This window comes from Comamonas badia DSM 17552 (genome assembly GCF_000484635.1).
Lineage (GTDB): Bacteria > Pseudomonadota > Gammaproteobacteria > Burkholderiales > Burkholderiaceae_C > Comamonas_C > Comamonas_C badia.
In genome coordinates this window covers 13380-33066 of the sequence record NZ_AXVM01000009.1, presented here as the reverse complement: position 1 = coordinate 33066, position 19687 = coordinate 13380, and the positions used below count along the sequence as shown (strand labels likewise).

The 19687-nt window shown below is 65.5% G+C and carries 15 protein-coding genes; 4 read left to right on the top strand and 11 right to left on the bottom strand.

Annotated elements, in window-relative coordinates; all coding sequences use genetic code 11:
* The first annotated feature begins 130 nt into the window (after positions 1–130).
* The 3 genes from purM (at position 131) to K320_RS0115965 (ending at position 2680) form a co-directional block, all read left to right on the top strand.
* Positions 131–1171, top strand: coding sequence for a phosphoribosylformylglycinamidine cyclo-ligase (purM, locus tag K320_RS0115975; protein ID WP_024539825.1), 1041 nt, complete (start codon positions 131–133; stop codon positions 1169–1171).
* Positions 1172–1240: 69 nt separating this feature from the next.
* Positions 1241–2203: an AI-2E family transporter gene (locus K320_RS0115970; RefSeq protein WP_084301283.1), complete on the top strand. Its 963-nt coding sequence runs from the start codon at positions 1241–1243 to the stop codon at positions 2201–2203.
* Positions 2204–2287: 84 nt separating this feature from the next.
* Positions 2288–2680 (top strand): universal stress protein, encoded by a 393-nt coding sequence (locus tag K320_RS0115965; protein ID WP_024539823.1) that lies wholly within the window; start codon positions 2288–2290, stop codon positions 2678–2680.
* Between the two features lie 122 nt (positions 2681–2802).
* Here the strand turns inward: K320_RS0115965 and K320_RS0115960 are convergent, their stop codons facing one another.
* Entirely contained in the window at positions 2803–3669 is an 867-nt protein-coding gene (locus tag K320_RS0115960) for a SirB1 family protein (protein WP_024539822.1), read from the bottom strand.
* Positions 3666–5234, bottom strand: a complete 1569-nt coding sequence (gene murJ, locus K320_RS0115955; protein WP_024539821.1) for a murein biosynthesis integral membrane protein MurJ — start codon at positions 5232–5234, stop codon at positions 3666–3668. Before murJ ends, K320_RS0115960 begins: the two co-directional genes overlap by 4 nt.
* A gap of 105 nt (positions 5235–5339) precedes the next feature.
* Here murJ and rpsT point away from each other — a divergent pair, with 105 nt between their 5' ends.
* Positions 5340–5639, top strand: coding sequence for a 30S ribosomal protein S20 (gene rpsT, locus K320_RS0115950; protein WP_024539820.1), 300 nt, complete (start codon positions 5340–5342; stop codon positions 5637–5639).
* Between the two features lie 155 nt (positions 5640–5794).
* Here rpsT and K320_RS0115945 read toward each other — a convergent pair whose 3' ends face one another.
* The 9 genes from K320_RS0115945 to K320_RS0115905 all read right to left on the bottom strand — a co-directional run bounded on the left by K320_RS0115945 (position 5795) and on the right by K320_RS0115905 (position 19534).
* Entirely contained in the window at positions 5795–6379 is a 585-nt protein-coding gene (locus K320_RS0115945) for a hypothetical protein (RefSeq protein ID WP_024539819.1), read from the bottom strand.
* Between the two features lie 104 nt (positions 6380–6483).
* Positions 6484–7320, bottom strand: coding sequence for an isocitrate lyase/PEP mutase family protein (locus tag K320_RS0115940; protein ID WP_024539818.1), 837 nt, complete (start codon positions 7318–7320; stop codon positions 6484–6486).
* 81 nt (positions 7321–7401) lie between these two features.
* Positions 7402–7980, bottom strand: a complete 579-nt coding sequence (locus tag K320_RS0115935) for a hypothetical protein (RefSeq protein ID WP_024539817.1) — start codon at positions 7978–7980, stop codon at positions 7402–7404.
* Positions 7977–8594 (bottom strand): SCO family protein, encoded by a 618-nt coding sequence (locus K320_RS0115930; RefSeq protein ID WP_024539816.1) that lies wholly within the window; start codon positions 8592–8594, stop codon positions 7977–7979. Before K320_RS0115930 ends, K320_RS0115935 begins: the two co-directional genes overlap by 4 nt.
* Positions 8566–10068 (bottom strand): cbb3-type cytochrome c oxidase subunit I, encoded by a 1503-nt coding sequence (locus tag K320_RS0115925; RefSeq protein ID WP_024539815.1) that lies wholly within the window; start codon positions 10066–10068, stop codon positions 8566–8568. The genes K320_RS0115930 and K320_RS0115925 overlap by 29 nt, the downstream gene beginning before the upstream one ends.
* A 2-nt stretch (positions 10069–10070) precedes the next feature.
* The gene (locus tag K320_RS0115920; protein ID WP_024539814.1) at positions 10071–10610 is read right to left on the bottom strand and encodes a cupredoxin domain-containing protein; all 540 of its coding nucleotides are present in this window, start codon (positions 10608–10610) and stop codon (positions 10071–10073) included.
* A 143-nt stretch (positions 10611–10753) separates the two neighbouring features.
* Positions 10754–12157 (bottom strand): efflux transporter outer membrane subunit, encoded by a 1404-nt coding sequence (locus K320_RS0115915; RefSeq protein ID WP_051384962.1) that lies wholly within the window; start codon positions 12155–12157, stop codon positions 10754–10756.
* Positions 12158–12297: 140 nt separating this feature from the next.
* A complete protein-coding gene (locus tag K320_RS0115910; RefSeq protein WP_024539812.1) occupies positions 12298–15492 on the bottom strand; it encodes an efflux RND transporter permease subunit in 3195 nt (1064 codons plus the stop codon).
* Between the two features lie 883 nt (positions 15493–16375).
* Complete coding sequence (locus K320_RS0115905) at positions 16376–19534, bottom strand: efflux RND transporter permease subunit (protein WP_024539811.1); 3159 nt, start codon at positions 19532–19534, stop codon at positions 16376–16378.
* Between the last annotated feature and the right edge of the window lie 153 nt (positions 19535–19687).

The following is a 19687-nucleotide window of genomic DNA, read 5'->3' as shown; positions in this document are numbered from 1 at the left end:
GCATGAAGAATGAGAGACGCGGCGTTTTCCTGCCGATGCGCAGGCTGAAGCCGGGATGATTGATTTTACGTTGCCCTAGAATCGTCGCCTGCCCCTGCAACCACCCTGCCGCCACGTGCGCGCACCGCCCATGAGTTCCCCAGCAGCGCAAGCTCCCATTTCCTACAAAGACGCCGGCGTCGACATCGATGCGGGCGACGCACTGGTGGAGCGTATCAAGCCCCTCGCGCGCAAGACGCTGCGCGAAGGCGTGATCAATGGCATCGGCGGCTTCGGCGCGCTCTTTGAGGTACCCAAGCGCTATCGGGAGCCGGTGCTGGTCTCCGGCACCGATGGCGTGGGCACCAAGCTCAAGCTGGCGTTCGAGTGGAACATGCACGACACCGTGGGCATAGACCTGGTGGCGATGAGCGTCAACGACGTGCTCGTTCAGGGCGCCGAGCCGCTGTTTTTTCTGGATTACTTCGCCTGCGGCAAGCTGCATGTCGATACGGCGGCCGCCGTCGTCGGCGGTATCGCGCGTGGCTGCGAACTCTCGGGCTGTGCCTTGATCGGCGGAGAAACCGCCGAAATGCCGGGCATGTATCCCGATGGGGAATACGACCTGGCCGGGTTTGCCGTGGGTGCGGTCGAAAAATCGAAAATTCTCGATGGCACCAGCGTCCAGGCGGGCGACACCGTGCTCGGCCTGGCCTCCAGCGGCGTGCACTCCAACGGCTTCAGCCTGGTGCGCAAATGCCTGGAACGGGCCGGCACCAAGGCCCCCACGCACCTTGACGGCAAGCCTTTTCGGCAGGCCATCATGGAGCCGACGCGGCTGTACGTCAAAAGCGTGCTCGCGCTCCTCGCGCAGCATCCGATCAAGGCACTGGCACACATCACGGGCGGCGGTCTGCTGGAAAACATTCCGCGCGTGCTGCCGCAGCACCTGGGCGTGCACCTACGGGCGGGAAGCTGGCCACGGACCGAGCTTTTTGCCTGGCTGCAGCGCACCGCCGGCATCGATGACGTGGAAATGAACCGCACTTTCAACAATGGCATCGGCATGGTGGCCATCCTGTCGCCGGACGCGGCGCCCGCGGCTGCCGCGGCCCTGCAGGCACTGGGCGAAACGGTCTATGCCATAGGCACCGTCGTGCAGCGTGGCGCCGACGCCGTGAGCATTGCCTGATTGCGCCAGCCCGTGACCCGTCCAATTGCGCCGGAAAGCACCCGTGCCATAGCCGCCAGCCACCTCTTGATGGCAGGTGCCCTGCTTGGCGTGATGCACTACGGCCTGCTGGCGGGCATGCTCAGCGCCTGCGTCGCCTTCCTGCTGACCCGCTGGCTGAACCAGCGCCTGCACTGGGCGCAGCGGCGCCTGCCGTTTGCGGTGCACAACCTGGCTGCGGCGCTGGTCATGCTGGCCCCTGTGCTGCTGCTGGCGCTGGCGCTCTCGCACTCGCGCTCCTACATCATCGAAGCGCCTCAGCAGTACCGCGAGCTGCTGGATTTTCTCGCCCGCACGGTGCTGGAACTGCGTGACAAGCTGCCGCCCGAGATCGCGGCGCAGCTGCCCGAGGGCGCAGCCGAAATCCAGCGCGTGCTGGCCGGCTATCTGGGCGCCAAGGCCGGCGCACTGGCCCTGGCGGGCCGGGCCTGGCTGGGTGGACTTCTGTATGCCTACGTCGGCCTGATCGTGGGCGCCCTGGCCGCCTTGCCCCACGAAACAAGGGCCAGCGGGCCGTTGGTGCGGCAGCTGATGCTGCGTGCCACCCGCATGGGCGAGGCATTCCGCCAGATTGTCACGGCGCAGTTCTGGATCGCCGCGTTCAACACCACGCTCACCGCCGTTTTTCTATTGCTGGTGCTGCCGCTGTGGGGGCTGAAGCTGCCCTACACCGCCTTGCTCATCATGCTGACCTTCGTCGGCGGGCTGATCCCCATCGTCGGCAACCTCCTGTGCAATGCCGTCATCACGCTGGTGGGTCTGTCGGTGTCGCCGCTCGCGGCAATCGCCTGTCTGGGCTTCCTGATCCTGATCCACAAGGCGGAATACCTGATCAACGCCAAAGTGGTCGGCCAGCAGACGCACATCCGCGTCTGGGAGCTGCTCACGGTGCTGTTCGTGGCCGAATCCATCTTCGGCCCGGCGGGGCTGGTGGCCGCACCGCTCTTCTACGCCTATGCCAAGAAGGAACTGGAGGCCGCGCGACTGGTGTAAACCAGCACCGGCGCGATTGCGCTGAAACGCATTGCTTCTTGCATAATCAGCACTGCTATCCACTACAAATATGCAGGTATCACCATGACCGTTCTCGTCGCCTACGTCCCCCGTCCCGAAGGCCAGGCCGCCCTGGACAAAGGCATTGAAATCGCCACCAAGAACAATGAGCAGCTCGTGGTCGTGAACGCCGGCCCAGGCGGTCGCTCGGACGACCCCAACGTCGTGAGCGGCTACGAGGTCGAGCGCGTGGAAGAGCGCCTGGCGACCTTGCCGATCAAAACGGAGTTCAAGGTCTTCGTGCGCGGCAACAGCGCGATCGAGGAAATCGAGGAAATGGTGCAGACCCTGCAGGTCACGGTGCTCGTGATCGGCCTGCGCAAGCGCAATCCCGTGGGCAAGCTGTTGCTGGGCAGCATGGCGCAGGACATCTTGCTCAACGTCCCCTGCCCCGTGCTGGCCGTCAAGGCGGACTGAGCCCTCCGCTAACCACCCACACGGGTTTGCATTCGGTCGGATAACGAGGCGGGAAGCCGAAGACAGTGCTGGCGCGCGGCTAGGCTGACCAACGAAGTTATACGGCTGAAGGCGAACCCGTATCAATCGGGCCGGCGCTCTGCGCCGGTACCGGAAGCACCGCGCAACTGGGCCACCAGCCGTGTGACTTCCTCCACGTCGCCCGCATGGGCGGCATGCGCCAGATAGGTTTCAAGATCCTGCACAGCCTGGACGGTATTGCCGATCTGGGCATGAGCGTACCCGCGGTCGCGCCATTCGCTCCACCCTTCAGGATGGAGCACCAGCATGCGATCCTGCACCGCAACCAGCCGGCCCCAGTCCTCGTTGGAACGGTGAATCTCCTTGAGGTTGCGCAGCATACGGCCCACGATATCCCGGGATGAGGCCGCCTGCAGGTACAGCGCCAGCGGAAGTTCTTCCTCCGACAGCGCTCCCAGACGCTCCCGCATCGGCTCCAGCCGCTCCCCGATCTCCTCGGGCGAGAGCGATCGCCCGTTCATGGGATCGATCACCACATAGCCATCAGGCAACCGCACTTTCAGGAGGAAATGACCCGGAAACGAAATGCCATCGGCACGCAACTGGATTCCGCGCGCCAGTTCCAGCCACAGCACCGCCAGTGATACCGGTATGCCCATCCGGGTGCGTACCACCTCGTGCAGGTAGCTGTTGCGGGCGGCGTAATAGTCGTTGCGGTTTCCGCCAAAGCCCAGCTCCTTGTAGAAATAGTGGTGCAGCATGCGCAGCCGGGTGAGCGCGCCCGCGTCCGCAGGCAAGCGCTGCCTGAGCCTGTGCAAAAGCGTGTCCATCTCGGTGACCAGCGCCTGCAGATCCAGCCGCGGCTCATCATCCTGCGCCAGGCTCGCCACCGTCTCCAGCAGCGGCAGGGTGTCGCCATGCACCAGCGATGCAAAGTATTCCAGAGGGGTCAGTGCAGTCCATTTCATCCGCGATGCGCCAGTTGCGCCCATTTCAAACCCGACGCGGTCAACACGCCAAAGTACACCATCGCCGAACCTGCCAGCAGCAGCGCCAGCAGACCGACACGTTCCAGGGGCCGCGCACTCAACGCTAGCCAGTCAAAACGCTGCGCGCCCCAGGCCAGCCACAAAGCCAGTGCGGCGGCGGCCACGGCCACGCGCGTCAAAAAGGCGCCCCAGCCCGGGTTCGGCCGGTAACTGCCCTTGCGCCGCAGGCCGATCAACAGCCATCCTGCATTCACCAGCGCGCCCAGCGCTATCGACAGCGCAAGCCCCGCGTGCGCCAGCCAGGGAACCAGCAGTACGTTCAGCAACTGCGTGATCACCAGCACCACAATGGCGATGCGCACCGGCGTGCGCATGTCCTGGCTCGCATAGTAGCCCGGCGCCAGTACCTTGACCGCCACCAGCCCCAACAGCCCCACTCCATATCCCATGAGTGCGGCCGCGATGCGCAGTACGTCGCTGCCATGCAGCGCACCATAATGAAACAGCGTGGCCACCAGCGGCCGCGCAAACGCCAGCAGGCCCACGGCGCAGGGCACCGCCAGCAGCACCACCATGCGCAAGCCCCAGTCGAGCATGGCCGAATAGCGCGCCTGGTCGCCGCCCGCCAGGGCGCTCGCCAGTTGCGGTGTCAGCACGACGCCGAGCGCCACGCCGAGCAGCGCCGTCGGAAATTCCATCAGCCGATCGGCATAGAAAAGCCAGGTCACGCTGCCAGGCGCCAGATAGGAGGCAATCTGCGTATTGATCATCAGCGACAACTGCGCCACGCCCACCCCCAAAACGGCTGGGGCCATCAGGGAGAGGATGCGCCGCACCCCGGGATCAGTCCAGGCCGCGCGAAGATGACGCCACCCCAGTGCGATGCGCGGCAACAGATGCAGCCGCCGCAACGCGGGGAATTGAACGGCGAGCTGCAGCGCGCCGCCCGCCATGACCCCGCCGACCATGGCGAAAATAGGCTCTACGCCCCTGGCTGCAAGCAGTGGCGCTCCCCACCAGGCGGCGGCGATCATGCACAGGTTGAGCAGTACCGGCGTAAGAGCAGGAACCGTGAAATGCTTCCAGGTGTTGAGGATGCCGGCCGCCAGCGCCACCAACGACATGAAGGCGATGTAGGGAAACATCCAGCGCGTCATGAAGATGGCCGCCTCAAAACCGGCGGGTTCCTGACGCAGCCCGCTGGCCAGCGCCCAGACCAGCGCCGGCGCCCCCAGCATACCCAGAATGCAGGTTAGGACCAAGGCACACAAAAGTGTCGTTGCAACGGCGTCGATCAACCGGTGCGTGTCCGCCTCGCCATGCGCCTGTCTGTGCGCGGCCAGGACTGGCACAAAGGCCTGGCTGAACGCGCCTTCAGCAAACAAGCGGCGAAAGAGATTGGGAATGCGAAATGCGACGTTGAAGGCATCGGTGAAGCTGCTGGCGCCAAAGACGGCGGCCATCAGCAGATCTCGCGCAAGCCCGGTCACACGCGAAGCCAGCGTCAGCAGGGAAACCGTGGAGGCAGATCGAATCAGGGACACCGAGGCGAGTGTATGCGCGCGCAGCAGCACTTTTCGAAGCAACCGGGATGAATTACAATCCCAGGTTCTTTCGACATCATCCACAGACACACAAGGAATTCATTCATGGCCTCTGGAAAGCCAGTCAAGAAAAACCCGCGCCTTGCCTCCGGTCGCAAGCGCGCCCGTCAAAACGTCAAGCTCAACGCCGCCAACACCTCGCTGCGCTCGCGCTACCGCACCTTCGTGAAAAACGTCGAAAAGGCCGTTCTCACGGGCGACAAGGCCAAGGCGACCGAAGCCTTCGCCAAGGCGCAATCGGTCATTGACTCGATCGCCGACAAAGGCATTTTTCACAAGAACAAGGCCGCGCGCGACAAGAGCCGCCTGTCCGCCAAGGTCAAGGCCCTGGCCACCGCAGCCTGAATATCTCAGGTTGCACGCACGGGCAGCTTGCTGCCTGCCGTTTGTAACGGGTGCGCTGTCGAAAGAAGGAAAAACCGCTCTTGAGCGGTTTTTTCGTTTCCGGCGTGGTGATCGCCCCCAAGGGCAGAGATCAGGATTTCCGGAAGCGCGGCGCTTCAAAATTTCGCCCGGTAGTAAATCATCGGCCCACCATGGCGCGCGCGCAGCAGCAGCCGCCCCGAGGAGCTGCCCTGCAGCTGTACGCCAATGGCGCGATATTCTGGAATCAGCCCGCCCCAGCGCGGCGAGCTCCATTGCACCTCAAGGCGGGCGGCATAGGCGGCATCGGGGTTTTGCAGCGGCCAGCTGCTGCGCGCCGCGTCGTTCACCTGCAGGGGAATCCAGCCGGAGATATTCAGCCGCAGGCGATTGGCAAGGGGCATGCGCCAGTGGACACCCAGTTGCGGCGTCCAAAGGCTGGGCGCGCTCATCGTACCGGTGGGAAGCGGCGCGGAATCGATTGCCCAAACGCCCAGCGACAATCCGGCACCGAGACGGCCTGGACGGCTCCAGCCAGTAAAGTCCAGCCGCTGCGCCGCCAACGGCGGAGCAGCCGGGTTCCGCAGATGTTCCAGCACAATTTCCGCGCGTGCGCCGGATGCAGTATCAGCCACAAGCAGCGGCAGCGCCTGGGCAGAAGGGCAACAACCCAGCAGACTGAACAGAGCCGGCGCCCAGCGTGCTTGCGTGATCCAGTCCATGGCATACCTCCATGAGCAGGCAAACCAATGTCTCGACACTTTTGATTACACGTACTCTGCCCAAGTTCCCGGAGCCACGGCGCATCGCCACGCTGTCCCTGGATTTACCCTGCCTCGAACAACTGCTGCGCATCCTTGTAACTGAAATCGCCCGCCAGCGCGTCGAAGCTGCCGGACAGCAGGATCTGCTGCGCCACCTGCCGCATGGCTCCGAGGGCCAGCGTGGCAAAGCGCGTGGCGGTGCTCACCCGCGCCACGCCGATCCGATGCAGTTCGGCGAGGTCCATTCCACCAGCGCCTGCCATGACATTCACCGGCATCCCTGCCGCACGCGCAAAGGCCGCGATCGTGGCCTTGTCACCCAAGCCTATAGGGTACAGGCAGTCAGCGCCTGCCGCGCGGTAGGCGGCGGCACGCGCCAGCGCATCGGCCAGCGGGGCGGATGGGACATCCACAGCGTGCATCCAGTTATCGATACGCGCATTGATGACCAATGGAATACCGGCTTGCGCCGCGGCTTGCCGTGCGGCGCGAATGCGTTCAGCACTCTCCCGCACGCTGCGCTGCGGCCCGTGGCCAGGCATGCCGTCTTCCAGATTCACGCCTACCGCACCGGTGGCGATCAGGGCGCGAACGGCATCCGCCACCTGCGCAGGTTCCGTGCCGTAGCCGCTTTCAAAATCCACCGTCACCGGCAATGCCACCGTGTGCGTGATGCGGCGCACCACGGACAGTACATCCTGCAGCGGCACCTGTTCGCCGTCCTGGTGCCCCAGCGCCCACGCCACGCCGCCGCTGGTGGTGGCAATGGCGCCAAAGCCACAATGGGCAAACAGGGCGGCGCTGCCGGCATCCCAGGCATTGGGGAGCAGCAGCACGGCGTCCGTATGGTGCAGACGGCGCAGTGTTTCAGCGTATTTGACCTGAGTGGCTTGATCCATGGAGACTCCGGAGAGGGATGATTTGCGTGGATGGTAGGGCTGGTCAATGGCCTGCGCCAGCGCAGTGAAACCCGCACTGCCCTACGCGCCATCCACCCGGACATGCCCCCACATCAGCTTCCAGCCCAGCACTACGCACAGCGTCAGGCCCAGCACCAGCAGGCCCTGGCCCAGGCGCTGCTGATCATCCAGCAGATAGCTGCTGCACAGGCGCACGGGCGATGCAAGGTAGAGCCACGCCAGGCGGAACGCCGTGGCAATGGCTTCCACCAGCACGGCGGCACGCAGCACGAAGCCCGCGCGTGGCCAGCTCAGCGCCAGAGGCAAACCGATCAGCAAAGGCATGGACGTGAATTTGGCGGCTTCCACCCAAGGCAGATCAAGCGTTTCATCGAGCATGCGCGGCACCATCCAGAGCATGCCGGTCAACGAGGCAATCAAAAAACCGTTGATGCCGTGCGCGTTCCACCTGTTTATCGCATTGCGCCAGACTGCTGGCACCACCGCAGCCAGCCACCAGCCGACGAGTGCGAGCAGCGGCATCTGAATGAGCATCTGGCGCGTCATGCTGGCTTCCAGCAAGGCCCGGGCAGGTGGCAGCGCCAGGCCCAGCCACAGCAGCGTGGCCAGCCCGGCCTTGGTGCGCGCCCCATTTTTCACGGCGCCACCCTTTGCAGCACATAGTCCTGCGCCTGCTGCATCGCGTCCCAGTCCAGCACCGCCACCACCCGCCCTTCTGGGTTGACGATGGAGATGGCCGCGTTGTGCACATAGCCATCGAGTCCATCGGGTACGGCCTTCACGCCAAAGGTGGCGAGCAGTTTCGGCAAATCGGTCGTCTGCACCGGCCGCGCGACAATCCAGCCGCTGCCGCGGTCGCCCGAGCGGCGCTGGTAAGCGGCAAGCTGCGCCGGGTCGTCATACGCCGGATCAAAGCTGATGCTCACAAGCTGCACCTGGCCTGCTTGGATCTGCGTGCCCAATCGTTGCTGCAGCCGGGCGAATTCATTGCCCTGCACCGAGCAGTAGGTCTCGCAGCGCGTGTAGATGAAGTCCACCAGCAGCCAGCGCCCGCGCAGATCGCCCAGCTGCACTGTGCTGCCATCGGCTGCCTCAAGCGGCACCTGCGGCAGCAGGCGCGGGTCCCTCGCGATGGAAAGGCGCCGCGCGGTTTCGGACGTAAAGGCCTGAAAGCCGTCGGTGGCGGCATGCAGTGCCGCCAGCCCGCCGGCAACAATCGGCAGGCTAGCGAGCAGCGTGCGCAGCGCCGGCACGACCCGCCCCCGCAGGCGCACGCGTCTGCAGCAGGCCGGCGGTGAGCCTGGCGGCAAAGTACAGCATCGCCAGGAACACCAGCGTGCCGCCAACAGCGCCAACCTGGTCAGTGAAGATCCAGGCGTCGATACGCTCGGCCATGCGCCTCGGCACGCTCAGCCGTCCGCCATCGAGGAAGCCGAAGAGGAAGACAAGGGCCCCCGCGAAGTACAGCCAGAAGACTTTGCCTCCCAGGCCCGATTGCACCGTTTCGGGCGAGCGATCGCCCACGACGTGGTAGATGAAACCCAGCGTCATCGCCACCACGCCCAGCAGCAGGTAGAAGTGAAAATGCCCCGGCACCCACTGGGTGTTGTGCATGGTGAGGTTCACCACGATGGTGCTGTCAAGGAAGGCGCCGAAGCCGCCCGTGACCCAGCCAAAGAGCGAAAGGATCAGCAGCATGGGCGGCAGGCTCCATTTGAAGTCCGCCTTGTAGATGTTGCTGAGTGCGCCCCAGGTCGTGACCACCACCACCGGGAAGCCCGAACCCCAGGAGGCGATCTGCCCCATCACCAGCATCCAGTGCGGCACGGCAAAATCCATCAGCAGGTGGTGCGGGAAGACGATGATCACCAGCGTGGAGGTCGTCGCCCAGCCCCAGAGGAAGGCACGCGAGAGCCCATAAGGCCGGTGGGTGTAGCGCGGCAGCAGCTCATAGATGCCGATCACGCCCATGTAGATCGCGGCGTTGATGTACATGTGGCCAAACCAGTAGATCAGCGCCTTGATCAACACCATGTCCAGCTTGACTTCGGGGAAGAAGATGGCGGCCAGGCTCATCACCAGCGCCACCGCCCCGGCCAGAATGCCCAGGGAATTGGCGATGACCATGCTGGTGCTCGCCACCACCGCCTTGGGATGATCCTGGTTGATGGTGCCGCCGAACAGCCATTGCAGTCCCAGCGCCCGTCCGAGGTTGCCGTGCACCTTGATGATGCCGGCGGCTGCATCGAAGTAGAAGATGAGCGAGCCGACGCCGATGAGAAGATAGCCCAGCATGAACAGCGCCGATGCGCCCGGCGACCACATGCCCATGCCCTGCATCGGCAGCGGGTAGAGGAATGTCCACAGCGCCGCATAGCCGCCGCCGAAGATGGCACCGATGATGCACAGCGCGCCCAGCATGAAGAGCACGTAGTTGGCGGCGAACGCCCACAGGTGCAGCGTGACGTATTTGCGCAGGAAGAACCACATGGTGGCGGTGGTGATCATCACCGAGGTGCCGACCATGCCCGCGCCATGCATGGACAGCAGCTGGTAGAACCAGTTGGAGGGCACGCCCAGCCATTGCGCCTGCGTCCAGCGCATGCCCAGGCCCAGCAGCATCATCAGCACGAACAGCACCAGGCCGGTGATGAGGTAGAGGTTGAACACCAGGCGGTCAGTGCCTGCCAGGCGCTCTTCGTCAGGGTACAGGGTGAGGGATGCCATGGTCATTGCCCCCTTGGCGCAAGAACTTCAAACGTGGCGCGCATCGGGCCGTGGCCGACGCCGCAGTATTCGATGCACTGCACCGTGTAGATGCCGGGCTCCGCGAAGATATGGACCAGCCGGTTGGTGTAGCCGGGCATGGCCTGCGTCTGCGTGACGATGCGGCCATCGGGCGCATACACGCCAAAGCCATGGTTCACATCCACCGTGGTGACGCGAAACTCCACCATGCTGCCTGCGTCGATCTTGTCGGGCCTGAGCTCCCAGGACCACATGCGGCCCACGGCCTCCACCGTCTGCGGCGCGCCGGAGGCAACATCCTGCCGGGGTATGGGGAATGTGCGCAACGTGGCCCAGGTGCCCACGATGAAGGCCAGCACCATCACGATGAACAGCCGGCCTTGCCATTGGTGCGATGCATGCACCCGGGCAGCGGCGTCGGTATCGGGCTGGCCGGCCTGCCGGATGACGAAGATGAAGCCAAGGCTGATCAGTACCGCGCCTGTCAGCCAGATCGTCAGAATCACGTCCTGGTTTTTCATGCGTCTCCTCACTTCCTGATCGGGAGGTTGGGGGAAAGCAGGCAATCACATCTCGTGCTGCCAGTCTAAGAGTGGTTACACAAAAATACCACCCCCATACGCATAGAGAAAACCCTATATCCAATTTTTTTATTATTGAAATATCAGTTGTACTCTTGCCCTTCCGACACTTCCAGCCAGGGCGCTGTCCAGCCACCACCCAGTGCCTGCACCAGTGCAACGAGTGCCTGTTGGCGTTGCAGCTGCAACTGCATCAGCGAGCGGCGCGCGCCCAGCGTCGCGGCCTGCGCCGTCACCACGCTGGTATAGGCCGAAAGGCCCGCCTGGTAGCTGTTCATGGTGCGCAGCTCCGCGCCCGCGGCCGCATCGGCGGCGGCTTTCTGGTGACCGATCTGGCGCGCCAGCGCGTCCAGCGCCGTGAGCTGGTCTTCCACCTGCCCCATGGCATTCAGGGCGCTCTGGCGGTATTGCGCCGTGGCCGCCTGCTGCGCGGCCACGGCCTGCTGCACGGCGGCGTCGCGTGCGCCCGCGTCGAACAAGGTCTGGGCCAGCGCAGCGCCCAGCGACCAGGTGAGCGTGGGCACGGAAAACAGGTCGGCGATGCTACCTGCCGCACCGCCGATGCCGGCCGACAGGTTCAGGCTGGGAAACCACGCCGCCTGCGCCGCGCCTATGCGCGCGTTGGCCGCCGCCAGACTGCGCTCGGCAGAGGCCACGTCGGGGCGGCGCAGCAGCAGCTCGGACGGCAGCAGCGCAGGCAGCTGAGGCACGGCGCTGTTCCAGGGCGCGGGCGCCAGCGTGAACTGCGCGGGCGCCTGGCCCAGCAGCAGCGCCATCGCATGCTCTGCCGTGGCCCTGCTGCGCGCCAGGCCCGCGCGCGTGGCGCGGGCGTTCTCCAGCGTGGTCTGGGCCTGCAGCAGGTCGGTGTGCGCCGCCACGCCCGCACGGTAGCGGTTGCCGGTGATCTGCTCGGCACGTTCGTAGCCCGCGATGATCTCCACCATCAACTGCGTTTCCGCATCCAGCTCGCGCACCTGCAGATAGGCCTGCGCCAGCGCCCCCTGCGCCGCCAGGCGCGCACCGGCCAGGTCGGCCTGGCTGGCCTGCACCGCCGCCTGCTGCGCCTGCACACCGGCCGCGATGCGGCCCCAGAGATCGGGCGCCCAGCTGGCCGAAAGGCCCGCGTTGGCGCCGCCGCTGGCGCTGCTGCCGCGCTGCGCACCGGCCTGCACACCCAGCGTCGGCCAGCGCTGCGCCTCACTTTGCTGCAGCAGGGCCTGCGCCTGCGCCACATTGGCCGCAGCGGTGGCGATGTTCTGGTTGCCGATGGCCACCTGCGCCATCAGCGCATCCAGGGTTTCATCGCCGAACCAGCGCCACCACTGGCCGCTGTTCCACTGCTGGTAATCCTGCGTGCTGACCCAGCCGGTCGGGGCGGCGCTCTTCCACCCTGCAGGGAGTACCTGTGAGCTGGTTTCGGGTACGGTGACGGTGGAGCATGCGGTGAGAAGCAAGCTGGCTAGCAAGAAGGTTACGACGCTCAGCATCGTGCTCCCTCCCCCTCTGGGGGAGGGCTGGGGTGGGGGCTGGCCGTGCTGGCTACTCCCACCACCGCGCGCATAGGGAGCAGCCCCCATCCCTGCCTTCCCCCAGAGGGGGAAGGAGTTCAAAGGCAAAGCAGGTAATTTCATAGTCCCTCCAGCGCAGGCTGGTGTGCCTGCCCCGTGGCTGGCCTTTCGCGGCGCAGCTTGTCCAGCAGCACATAGACGGCCGGGGTGGTCAGCAGCGTGAGCAACTGGCTTGCAATCAGCCCGCCCACAATGGTCACGCCCAGCGGCTGGCGCAGCTCGGCACCTTCGCCAAAGCCTATGGCCAGCGGCAGTGCGCCCAGGCCTGCGGCGAGCGTAGTCATCAGGATGGGGCGAAAGCGCAGCAAACAAGCCTCGCGCACCGCCTGCACCGCCGTCCAGCCGTGCTGGCGCTGCGCCTCGATGGCGAAGTCAATGATGAGGATGGCGTTCTTCTTGACGATGCCGATCAGGAGGAACACGCCTATCAGCGCCATGATGGAAAACTCCATCTTGAGCAGCATCAGCGCCAGCGCCGCGCCAAAACCCGCGCTGGGCAGCGTGGTGAGCACGGTGATGGGGTGGATCAGGCTCTCATAGAGGATGCCGAGCACGATGTAGATCACGACGATGGCCGCCAGAATCAGCAGGCCTTGACTGGATTGCGTCTGCTGCGCCTGGGCCAGGGCCCCGTCGAACGCGCCGCGCACGTTGTTGGGCATGCCAATCGCCGCCACGGCATCAAGCACCGCCTGCCTGCCCTGCTCCACCGAAACGCTGTCGCCCAGGTTGAACGAGAGCGTGCTGGAGAGCTCGCCGCCATCGTGAAACACGCTGGCGGGCACGGCGCGTTCGGAAAAGCGCGCGAATTCAGAGAGCGGCACCATGCTGCGCTGGCTCGTCGATATCGGCGAGCCGGTGGAGCCCGCGCGCAGCGCCGGGTTGGCCGATGTGCCGCCCGCATTGCCCGCCGCCACCATCACATCGCTCAGCGTGGCGGGCGACTGGGCATAGCGCGGTGCCCATTCCATGATCACGCTGTACTGGTTGAGCTCGCTGTACATCGTGGCCACCTGGCGCTGGCCGAAGGCGTTGTACAGCGCCGTGTCGATGCTGGAGGGAGAAACCCCCAGGCTCGCGGCCTTGGCGCGGTCGATCTCGACGAAGGTTTCCACGCCGTTGTCGCTCATGTCGTCGTCCACGTCGGTCAGACGCGCGTCCTGCTTGAGCTGGGCGGCGAGTTTGAGCGTCCAGCTTTTGAGGTCGGATTGGCTATCGGCCTTGAGGGTGTACTGGTAGGTGGAATTGCTGCTGCGGCCACCCATGCGCAACTCTTGCGCGGGGTTGAGGAAGACGCTCAGCCCTGTAATTTTTGATAGCTGGGGGCGCAGGCGGTTAATCACTGTTCGAGTCTTTTCGCCCTTGGGCCGCTCTGCTGCAGGCTTCAAGGCGCTGAACAAGAAACCGCCGCCGCTGCGGCCACCCGCGTAGGCCACCACGGTGCCCACCGAGGGATCGGCGCCGATGATGTTGGCCGCCTGCTGCAGCTTGTCGCCGAAGGCGAGCGAGGAAATGCTCTGGTCGGCGCGCAGCCCAGCGAAGAACTGGCCGTTGTCCTGATCGGGGAAGAAGCCCTTCTCGATATGCACGAAGAGGTAGCCCGACACGGCAATCACCACACCCAGCACCAGCATCACCAGCCAGGGGAAGGCCAGCGTCCAATCCAGCGCATGGCCATAGCCGCGCAGCAGCGCGCGCCACAGGCCGGAAAACAGCCTGCGCAGCCCGCCCGCCGCACTTTGGCGCGCCGGGGCCTGCGCATCGCGCGCGGGCAGCAGCATGGCGCACAGCATGGGCGTGGTGGTGAGCGAAATCACCAGCGAAATCATCACCGCCACCGACAGCGTGACGGCAAATTCGCGGAACAGTCGCCCCGGCTGCCCGCCCATAAACAAGAGCGGTATGAACACCGCCACCAGCGACACGCTGATGGTGAGCACGGTAAAACCTACCTCGCGCGCGCCGTCCAGCGCCGCCCGGGTGCGCGCCACGCCCTGTTCAAGATGGCGGCTGATGTTTTCGATCACCACGATGGCGTCATCCACCACGAAGCCCGTCGCCACCGTAAGCGCCATCAGCGTGAGGTTGTTGAGCGAATACCCCAGCGCCGCCATCACCGCAAAGGTGCCCAGCAGCGACACACCCGTGGCTACGGCCGGGATCAGCGCCGCGCGCAGATTGCCCAGGAAGAGGCCCACCACCAGCACCACCAGCAGCACGGCGATCGCCAGCGTGATTTCCACCTCATGCACCGAGCCGCGCACCGAGCCGGTGCGGTCTATCGCCACCTGCAGCTCTACATCCTGCGGCAGTTGCGCGCGCAGTTGCGGCAGCAGCGCCTCGATCGCATCGGCGGTGGCGATCAGGTTGGCATCGGGCTGCTGGGTGATGTTGACGACGATGGCCGGCTGGCCATTGAACATGCCGCGCGTGCGCGTGTCCTGCACGCTGTCACGCACGTCGGCCACCTGCGAGAGGCGCACCTCGGCGCCGTTCCTCACGGCCACGATCAGGTCACGGTAGTCCTCGGCATGCAGGCCGGGCGCGGGCGTGAGCACCTGGAAGGCCTGGCCGTCGGCATCGGTGCCCGTCTCCAGCACACCCTTGGGCCGGTTGGCGTTGCTCGCCTGCAGCGCGGCGCGCACATCGTCGCTGCTGATGCCCAGATCGTGCAGCACGAAGGGGTTGAGCTCCATGCGCACCGCGGGCTGCGAGCCGCCGCCCAGCGTCACGTCGCCCACGCCCGGCACCTGCAGCAGGCGCTGGCTCACGATGTTGTTGACCGCATCGAAGATCTGCCCCGGCGAGCGCGTTTTCGAGGTCAGCGCCAGGATCATGAAGGGCTGCGCCGCGGGATTGGCCTTGCGGTACGTCGGGTTGCTGCGCAGGTTGGCGGGCAGGTCGATGCGCGCGGCGTTGATCGCGGCCTGCACATCGCGCGCGGCGCTGTCGATGTTGCGGTTCAGGTCGAACTGCAGCACCACGCGGCTGGAACCCACGCTGCTGGAACTCGTCATCTGGTTCACGCCCGCGATGGTTCCCAACGTGCGCTCCAGCGGAGTGGCGACGGTGCGCGCCATGTCGGCGGGGCTGGCACCGGGCATGTTGGCGGAAACGAAGATCACCGGGAAATCGACTGCGGGCAGGCGGGCGATGGGCAGCGTGAGAAAGGCGGCGATGCCGGCCAGGGCCAGGCCTATGGTCAGCAGGATGGTGGCGATGGGGCGGCGGATGAAAGGGCGGGAGAGGTTCATGTGCCCGCCCTTTGGGAGTTACTCCCCCCCCTAACGGGTGAGGGTTGGGGCGGGGGCAGGCTCCCTCGCCCCTTTGGGGAGAGGGCTGGGGTGAGGGGCTTGCGGCTTGTGCATTGCACGGCTCTTGTTGCTTGCAGGCGCCGCTGGCCGGGTCTCGCCCCGGCGGGCGACTCACTTTTCTTGCTTCGCCAAGAAAAGTAAGCAAAAGAAGGCGACCCCCGAGTCTGCGACCCCTGCGCTTCGCTTCGGGGCAAACCTGCGTCGCAAGGCTTGCGGGGTGCGCCGCATAACTCGCTTTGCGCTGCGCGCTCCGCTCGGACAAATGCGGCGAGCATGTTGACGAAGCGTCTGCATCCTTCGGTGCAGCCGCCACCCCGCGAGCCTCGCGCCGCAGGCGCAGCCAAGGGGGTGGGAAGCCGCAAGCCCTCACCCCAGCCCTCTCCCAGAGGGAGAGGGAGGAAAACGGCAGTGCTGCCGCACATGCCCCCTGCGCTCGCATGGGCTGCGTCGGGGTCCCCTCTGCCCGTGCCGAGAAGCGCAGTGACTGCAGTGGGCTTGGGCAGTGGAACATGCCCAAGCTTCGTGAACTGACTTGCTGCGGCTGTCTGAGCGGAGCGCGCAAGCGCGAAGCGAGTTCCGCAGCACCACTGCAGGCACGAGCATCGCAGGTTGCCCGGAGCGAAGCGAAGGGACACGGGCATCGGGGTCGCCTTTTCTTTGCTTACTTTCTTTTGGCGAAGCAAAAGAAAGTGAGTCGCCCGCCGGGGCGAAATCCCGGCCAGCGGCGCTTGCAAAAAGCAAGCCTTTGGAAATGCACGAGCCGCAAGCCCCTCACCCCAGCCCTCTCCCCAAAGGGGCGAGAGAGAAACAGCCCCAACCCCGTTCATGACGCCGACTCCAACCGCTTAACCCCACCCCCCAGCCGATCAAACCAGATGTAAATCACTGGCGTCGTAAACAACGTCAGCAACTGACTCAACACCAACCCGCCAAAGATCGAGATGCCAAGCGGGCGACGCAATTCAGCCCCATCCCCCCAGCTGAGCATCAACGGCACCGCCGCCGCCAGCGCCGCCAGCGTCGTCATCAAGATCGGCCGAAAGCGCAGCAGCGCCGCCTGGTGAATCGCCTCTACCGCGCTCTTGCCCTCGCCGCGCTCGGCCTCGATGGCGAAGTCGATCATCATGATCGCGTTCTTCTTGACGATGCCGATGAGCAGCACCAGCCCGATGATGCTCACCACATCCAGCGCATGCCCGGTGAACTCCAGCGCCAGCAGCGCGCCCACGCCCGCCGAGGGCAAGGTGGACAAAATCGTGAGCGGGTGCACATAGCTCTCGTACAGCACGCCCAGCACGATGTACACGCAGACGACTGCCGCCAGAATCAGCCAGAGCTGGTTGGAGAGCGACTTCTGGTAGGCACCGGAAGAGCCGGTGAAGCGCAGCGTGATGCTCGCGGGCAGACCGGCCTTGGCCACCGCGGCCTGCACCGCCTGCACCGCCGCGCCCAGGCTCACGCCGGGGGCGGTATCAAAACCCACGGTGGCTGCCGGGTACTGGCCCACGCGCTGCACGGTCAGCGGTGCTGCCTCCTGCACCACCTCGGCAAAGGAGGACAGCGGTGTGGTGCCGCCCGCGCTGGTTTTCACCGGCAGATCGCGCAATGCCTGCAGGCTCATGGCATCCGGGCGCGCCGCCTCCAGGATCACGCGGTACTGGTTGGTCTCGCTGAAGATGGTGGAGACGATGCGCTGGCCAAACGCGTTGTAGAGCGTGTTGTCCAGCGTGCTGGTGGCCACGCCCAGGCGCGAGGCGGTGTCGCGGTCCACGCGCACCATGGCCGATGGCGCGGTTTGCCCCGCGTCCGTGATGGCGTGGCGCACCTCGGGCAGGCTGGCGATCACGCCCACGAGCTTTTGCGCCCACTGGTTCACCAACTGCGTATCCACACCTTCCAGGTCAAAGCGGTACTGCGTCGGGCCGGTGTCCGAATCGATGGTCAGGTCCTGCGTGGGCTGCAGGTAGAGATCCACGCCCGCCACCTGCTCGGCCACCTGCTGGCGCAGACGCTGCATGATGACCGCCTCGGAATCGCCAAAGAGCTGATGCGGCTGCAGGTTGATCACCAGCCGGCCTGAGGAGAGCGCGGCGTTGTTGCTGGCGTCCACGCCCACCACCGAACTGAGCGATTGCACCGCAGGATCGGCCAACACGGTGCGCGCCACCTCGCCCTGCAGCAGCGACATGCGCGCAAACGACACGTCGCTGGCCGCCTGCACCCTGCCCTGCAGCTGGCCGGTGCTCTGCGTGGGGAACAGGTCCTTGGGGATCAAGACGTAGAGCAGCGCCGTCACCGCGAAGGTGGCCAGCGCCACCCAGAGCGTGAACCGCTGGTGGCGCAGCACCCATTGCAGGCCCGCGTCGTACCAGCGGACCATGGTGTCTATCCAGCCCTGCAGCCAACGCGCGATGCCACCCCGCGCCTCGTCCAGGGGTTTCAAAACGCGCGCCGACATCATCGGCACCAGCGTGAGCGAGACGAGTGCCGAGAACAGGATGGTGATCGCCAGCGTCACCGCGAACTCACGGAACAGCCGGCCGATCACCTCCTGCATGAACAGCAGCGGAATCAGCACCGCGATCAGCGAGACGGTGAGCGAGATGATGGTGAAGCCGATCTCACCCGCGCCTTCCAAGGCCGCCTGCATCGGCGACTTGCCCATTTCCCGGTGCCTGGAAATGTTCTCGATCATCACGATCGCATCGTCCACCACGAAACCCGTGGCGATGGTGAGCGCCATCAGCGACAGGTTGTTGAGCGAATAGCCCAGCAGGTACATCGCCCCCACCGTGCCCATCAGCGAGATCGGCACCGCGATGCTGGCGATCAGCGTGGCGCGCAGGCTGTGCAGAAAGGCGAAGATCACCAGCACCACCATCAGCACGGCCAGGATCAGCTCCATCTCCACATGCTCGACCGAGGCGCGTATGCCCAGCGTGCGGTCGGAAAGCACCGCCAGGTGCACGCTCTCGGGCAGGCCCTGCTCCAGCAGTGGGAGCTGGCGCTTGATCGCATCGACGGTGGCGATCACATTCGCGCCGGGCTGGCGCTGCACGTTGACGATGATGGCGGGGTTCAGCAGCGTGGTGTTTTCAGATGAAATATCGCTCTTGCGCTTATCCACCGCACGCTGCAAGCTCTCATTTTTGATAGCCGTCCACGCCCCCAGCCGGTCGTTCTCCGAGCCATCCACCACCTGCGCCACATCCTTCAGCCGCACCGGCTGACCATTCACATACGCCACGATCAGCTCGCGGTACTCCTTGGCACTCAGAAGCTGGTCGTTGGCGTTGATGCTGTACTGGCGCTTGGGGCCGTCAAAACTGCCCTTGGCGCTGCTGGCGTTGCCCGCAGTGATCGCACTGCTGATGGCATCCAGCCCCAGGCCCATGCCGGCAAGTGCCTGCACATTGCCCTGCACGCGCACGGCGGGGCGCTGCCCGCCCGCCAGCGTCACCAGCCCCACGCCGTTGATCTGGCTGATCTTGAGGGCCAGGCGCGTGTTCACCATGTTCTGCACCTCGGTCAGCGGCAGGCTGGTGCTGGTGACGGCCAGTTGCAGGATGGGCGCATCGGCCGGGTTCACCTTGGCGTAGACAGGCGGCGCGGGCAGGTCGGCGGGCAGCAGCGAGCCGGCCGCATTCATCGCCGCCTGCACCTGCTGCTCGGCCGCGTCCATGTTCAGGTTCAGGTCGAACTGCAGCGTGACCATGGAGACGCCCGCGCTGCTCACGCTGCTCATGCGCGAGAGTCCCGGCATCTGGCCGAACTGGCGCTCCAGCGGCGCCGTCACCGTGCGGCTCATCACATCCGGGCTGGCGCCGGGGTAGAGCGTCTGCACCTGGATCGTGGGGTAATCCACCTGCGGCAGCGCGGCCAGCGGCAGAAAGCGCAGGCCGACCAGACCCGCGAGCACGATGGCCACCATGAACAAGGCGGTGGCCACCGGGCGCTGAATGAAGAGGCGTGAGACGTTCATGCCCGCAATCCCAGTACGCTGCTCCTTCCCCCTCTGGGGGAAGGCAGGGATGGGGGCATGCGGCACCACACAACACACCAGTCGTCATGCAGGCACCGCAAGCCCCTCCCCCCCACCCTCTCCCCAAAGGGGCGAGGGAGTTGGCCGCCCGCA

What these genes read in the sequence shown, in the direction of transcription:
- K320_RS0115945 (WP_024539819.1), bottom strand. Translation starts at nt 6,379, where the DNA reads ATGGACTGGATCACGCAAGCACGCTGGGCGCCGGCTCTGTTCAGTCTG.
- K320_RS0115965 (WP_024539823.1), top strand. Translation starts at nt 2,288, where the DNA reads ATGACCGTTCTCGTCGCCTACGTCCCCCGTCCCGAAGGCCAGGCCGCC.
- K320_RS0115920 (WP_024539814.1), bottom strand. Translation starts at nt 10,610, where the DNA reads ATGAAAAACCAGGACGTGATTCTGACGATCTGGCTGACAGGCGCGGTA.
- rpsT (WP_024539820.1), top strand. Translation starts at nt 5,340, where the DNA reads ATGGCCTCTGGAAAGCCAGTCAAGAAAAACCCGCGCCTTGCCTCCGGT.
- K320_RS0115970 (WP_084301283.1), top strand. Translation starts at nt 1,241, where the DNA reads ATGGCAGGTGCCCTGCTTGGCGTGATGCACTACGGCCTGCTGGCGGGC.
- purM (WP_024539825.1), top strand. Translation starts at nt 131, where the DNA reads ATGAGTTCCCCAGCAGCGCAAGCTCCCATTTCCTACAAAGACGCCGGC.
- K320_RS0115925 (WP_024539815.1), bottom strand. Translation starts at nt 10,068, where the DNA reads ATGGCATCCCTCACCCTGTACCCTGACGAAGAGCGCCTGGCAGGCACT.
- K320_RS0115940 (WP_024539818.1), bottom strand. Translation starts at nt 7,320, where the DNA reads ATGGATCAAGCCACTCAGGTCAAATACGCTGAAACACTGCGCCGTCTG.
- K320_RS0115910 (WP_024539812.1), bottom strand. Translation starts at nt 15,492, where the DNA reads ATGAACCTCTCCCGCCCTTTCATCCGCCGCCCCATCGCCACCATCCTG.
- K320_RS0115905 (WP_024539811.1), bottom strand. Translation starts at nt 19,534, where the DNA reads ATGAACGTCTCACGCCTCTTCATTCAGCGCCCGGTGGCCACCGCCTTG.
- K320_RS0115915 (WP_051384962.1), bottom strand. Translation starts at nt 12,157, where the DNA reads ATGCTGAGCGTCGTAACCTTCTTGCTAGCCAGCTTGCTTCTCACCGCA.
- K320_RS0115960 (WP_024539822.1), bottom strand. Translation starts at nt 3,669, where the DNA reads ATGAAATGGACTGCACTGACCCCTCTGGAATACTTTGCATCGCTGGTG.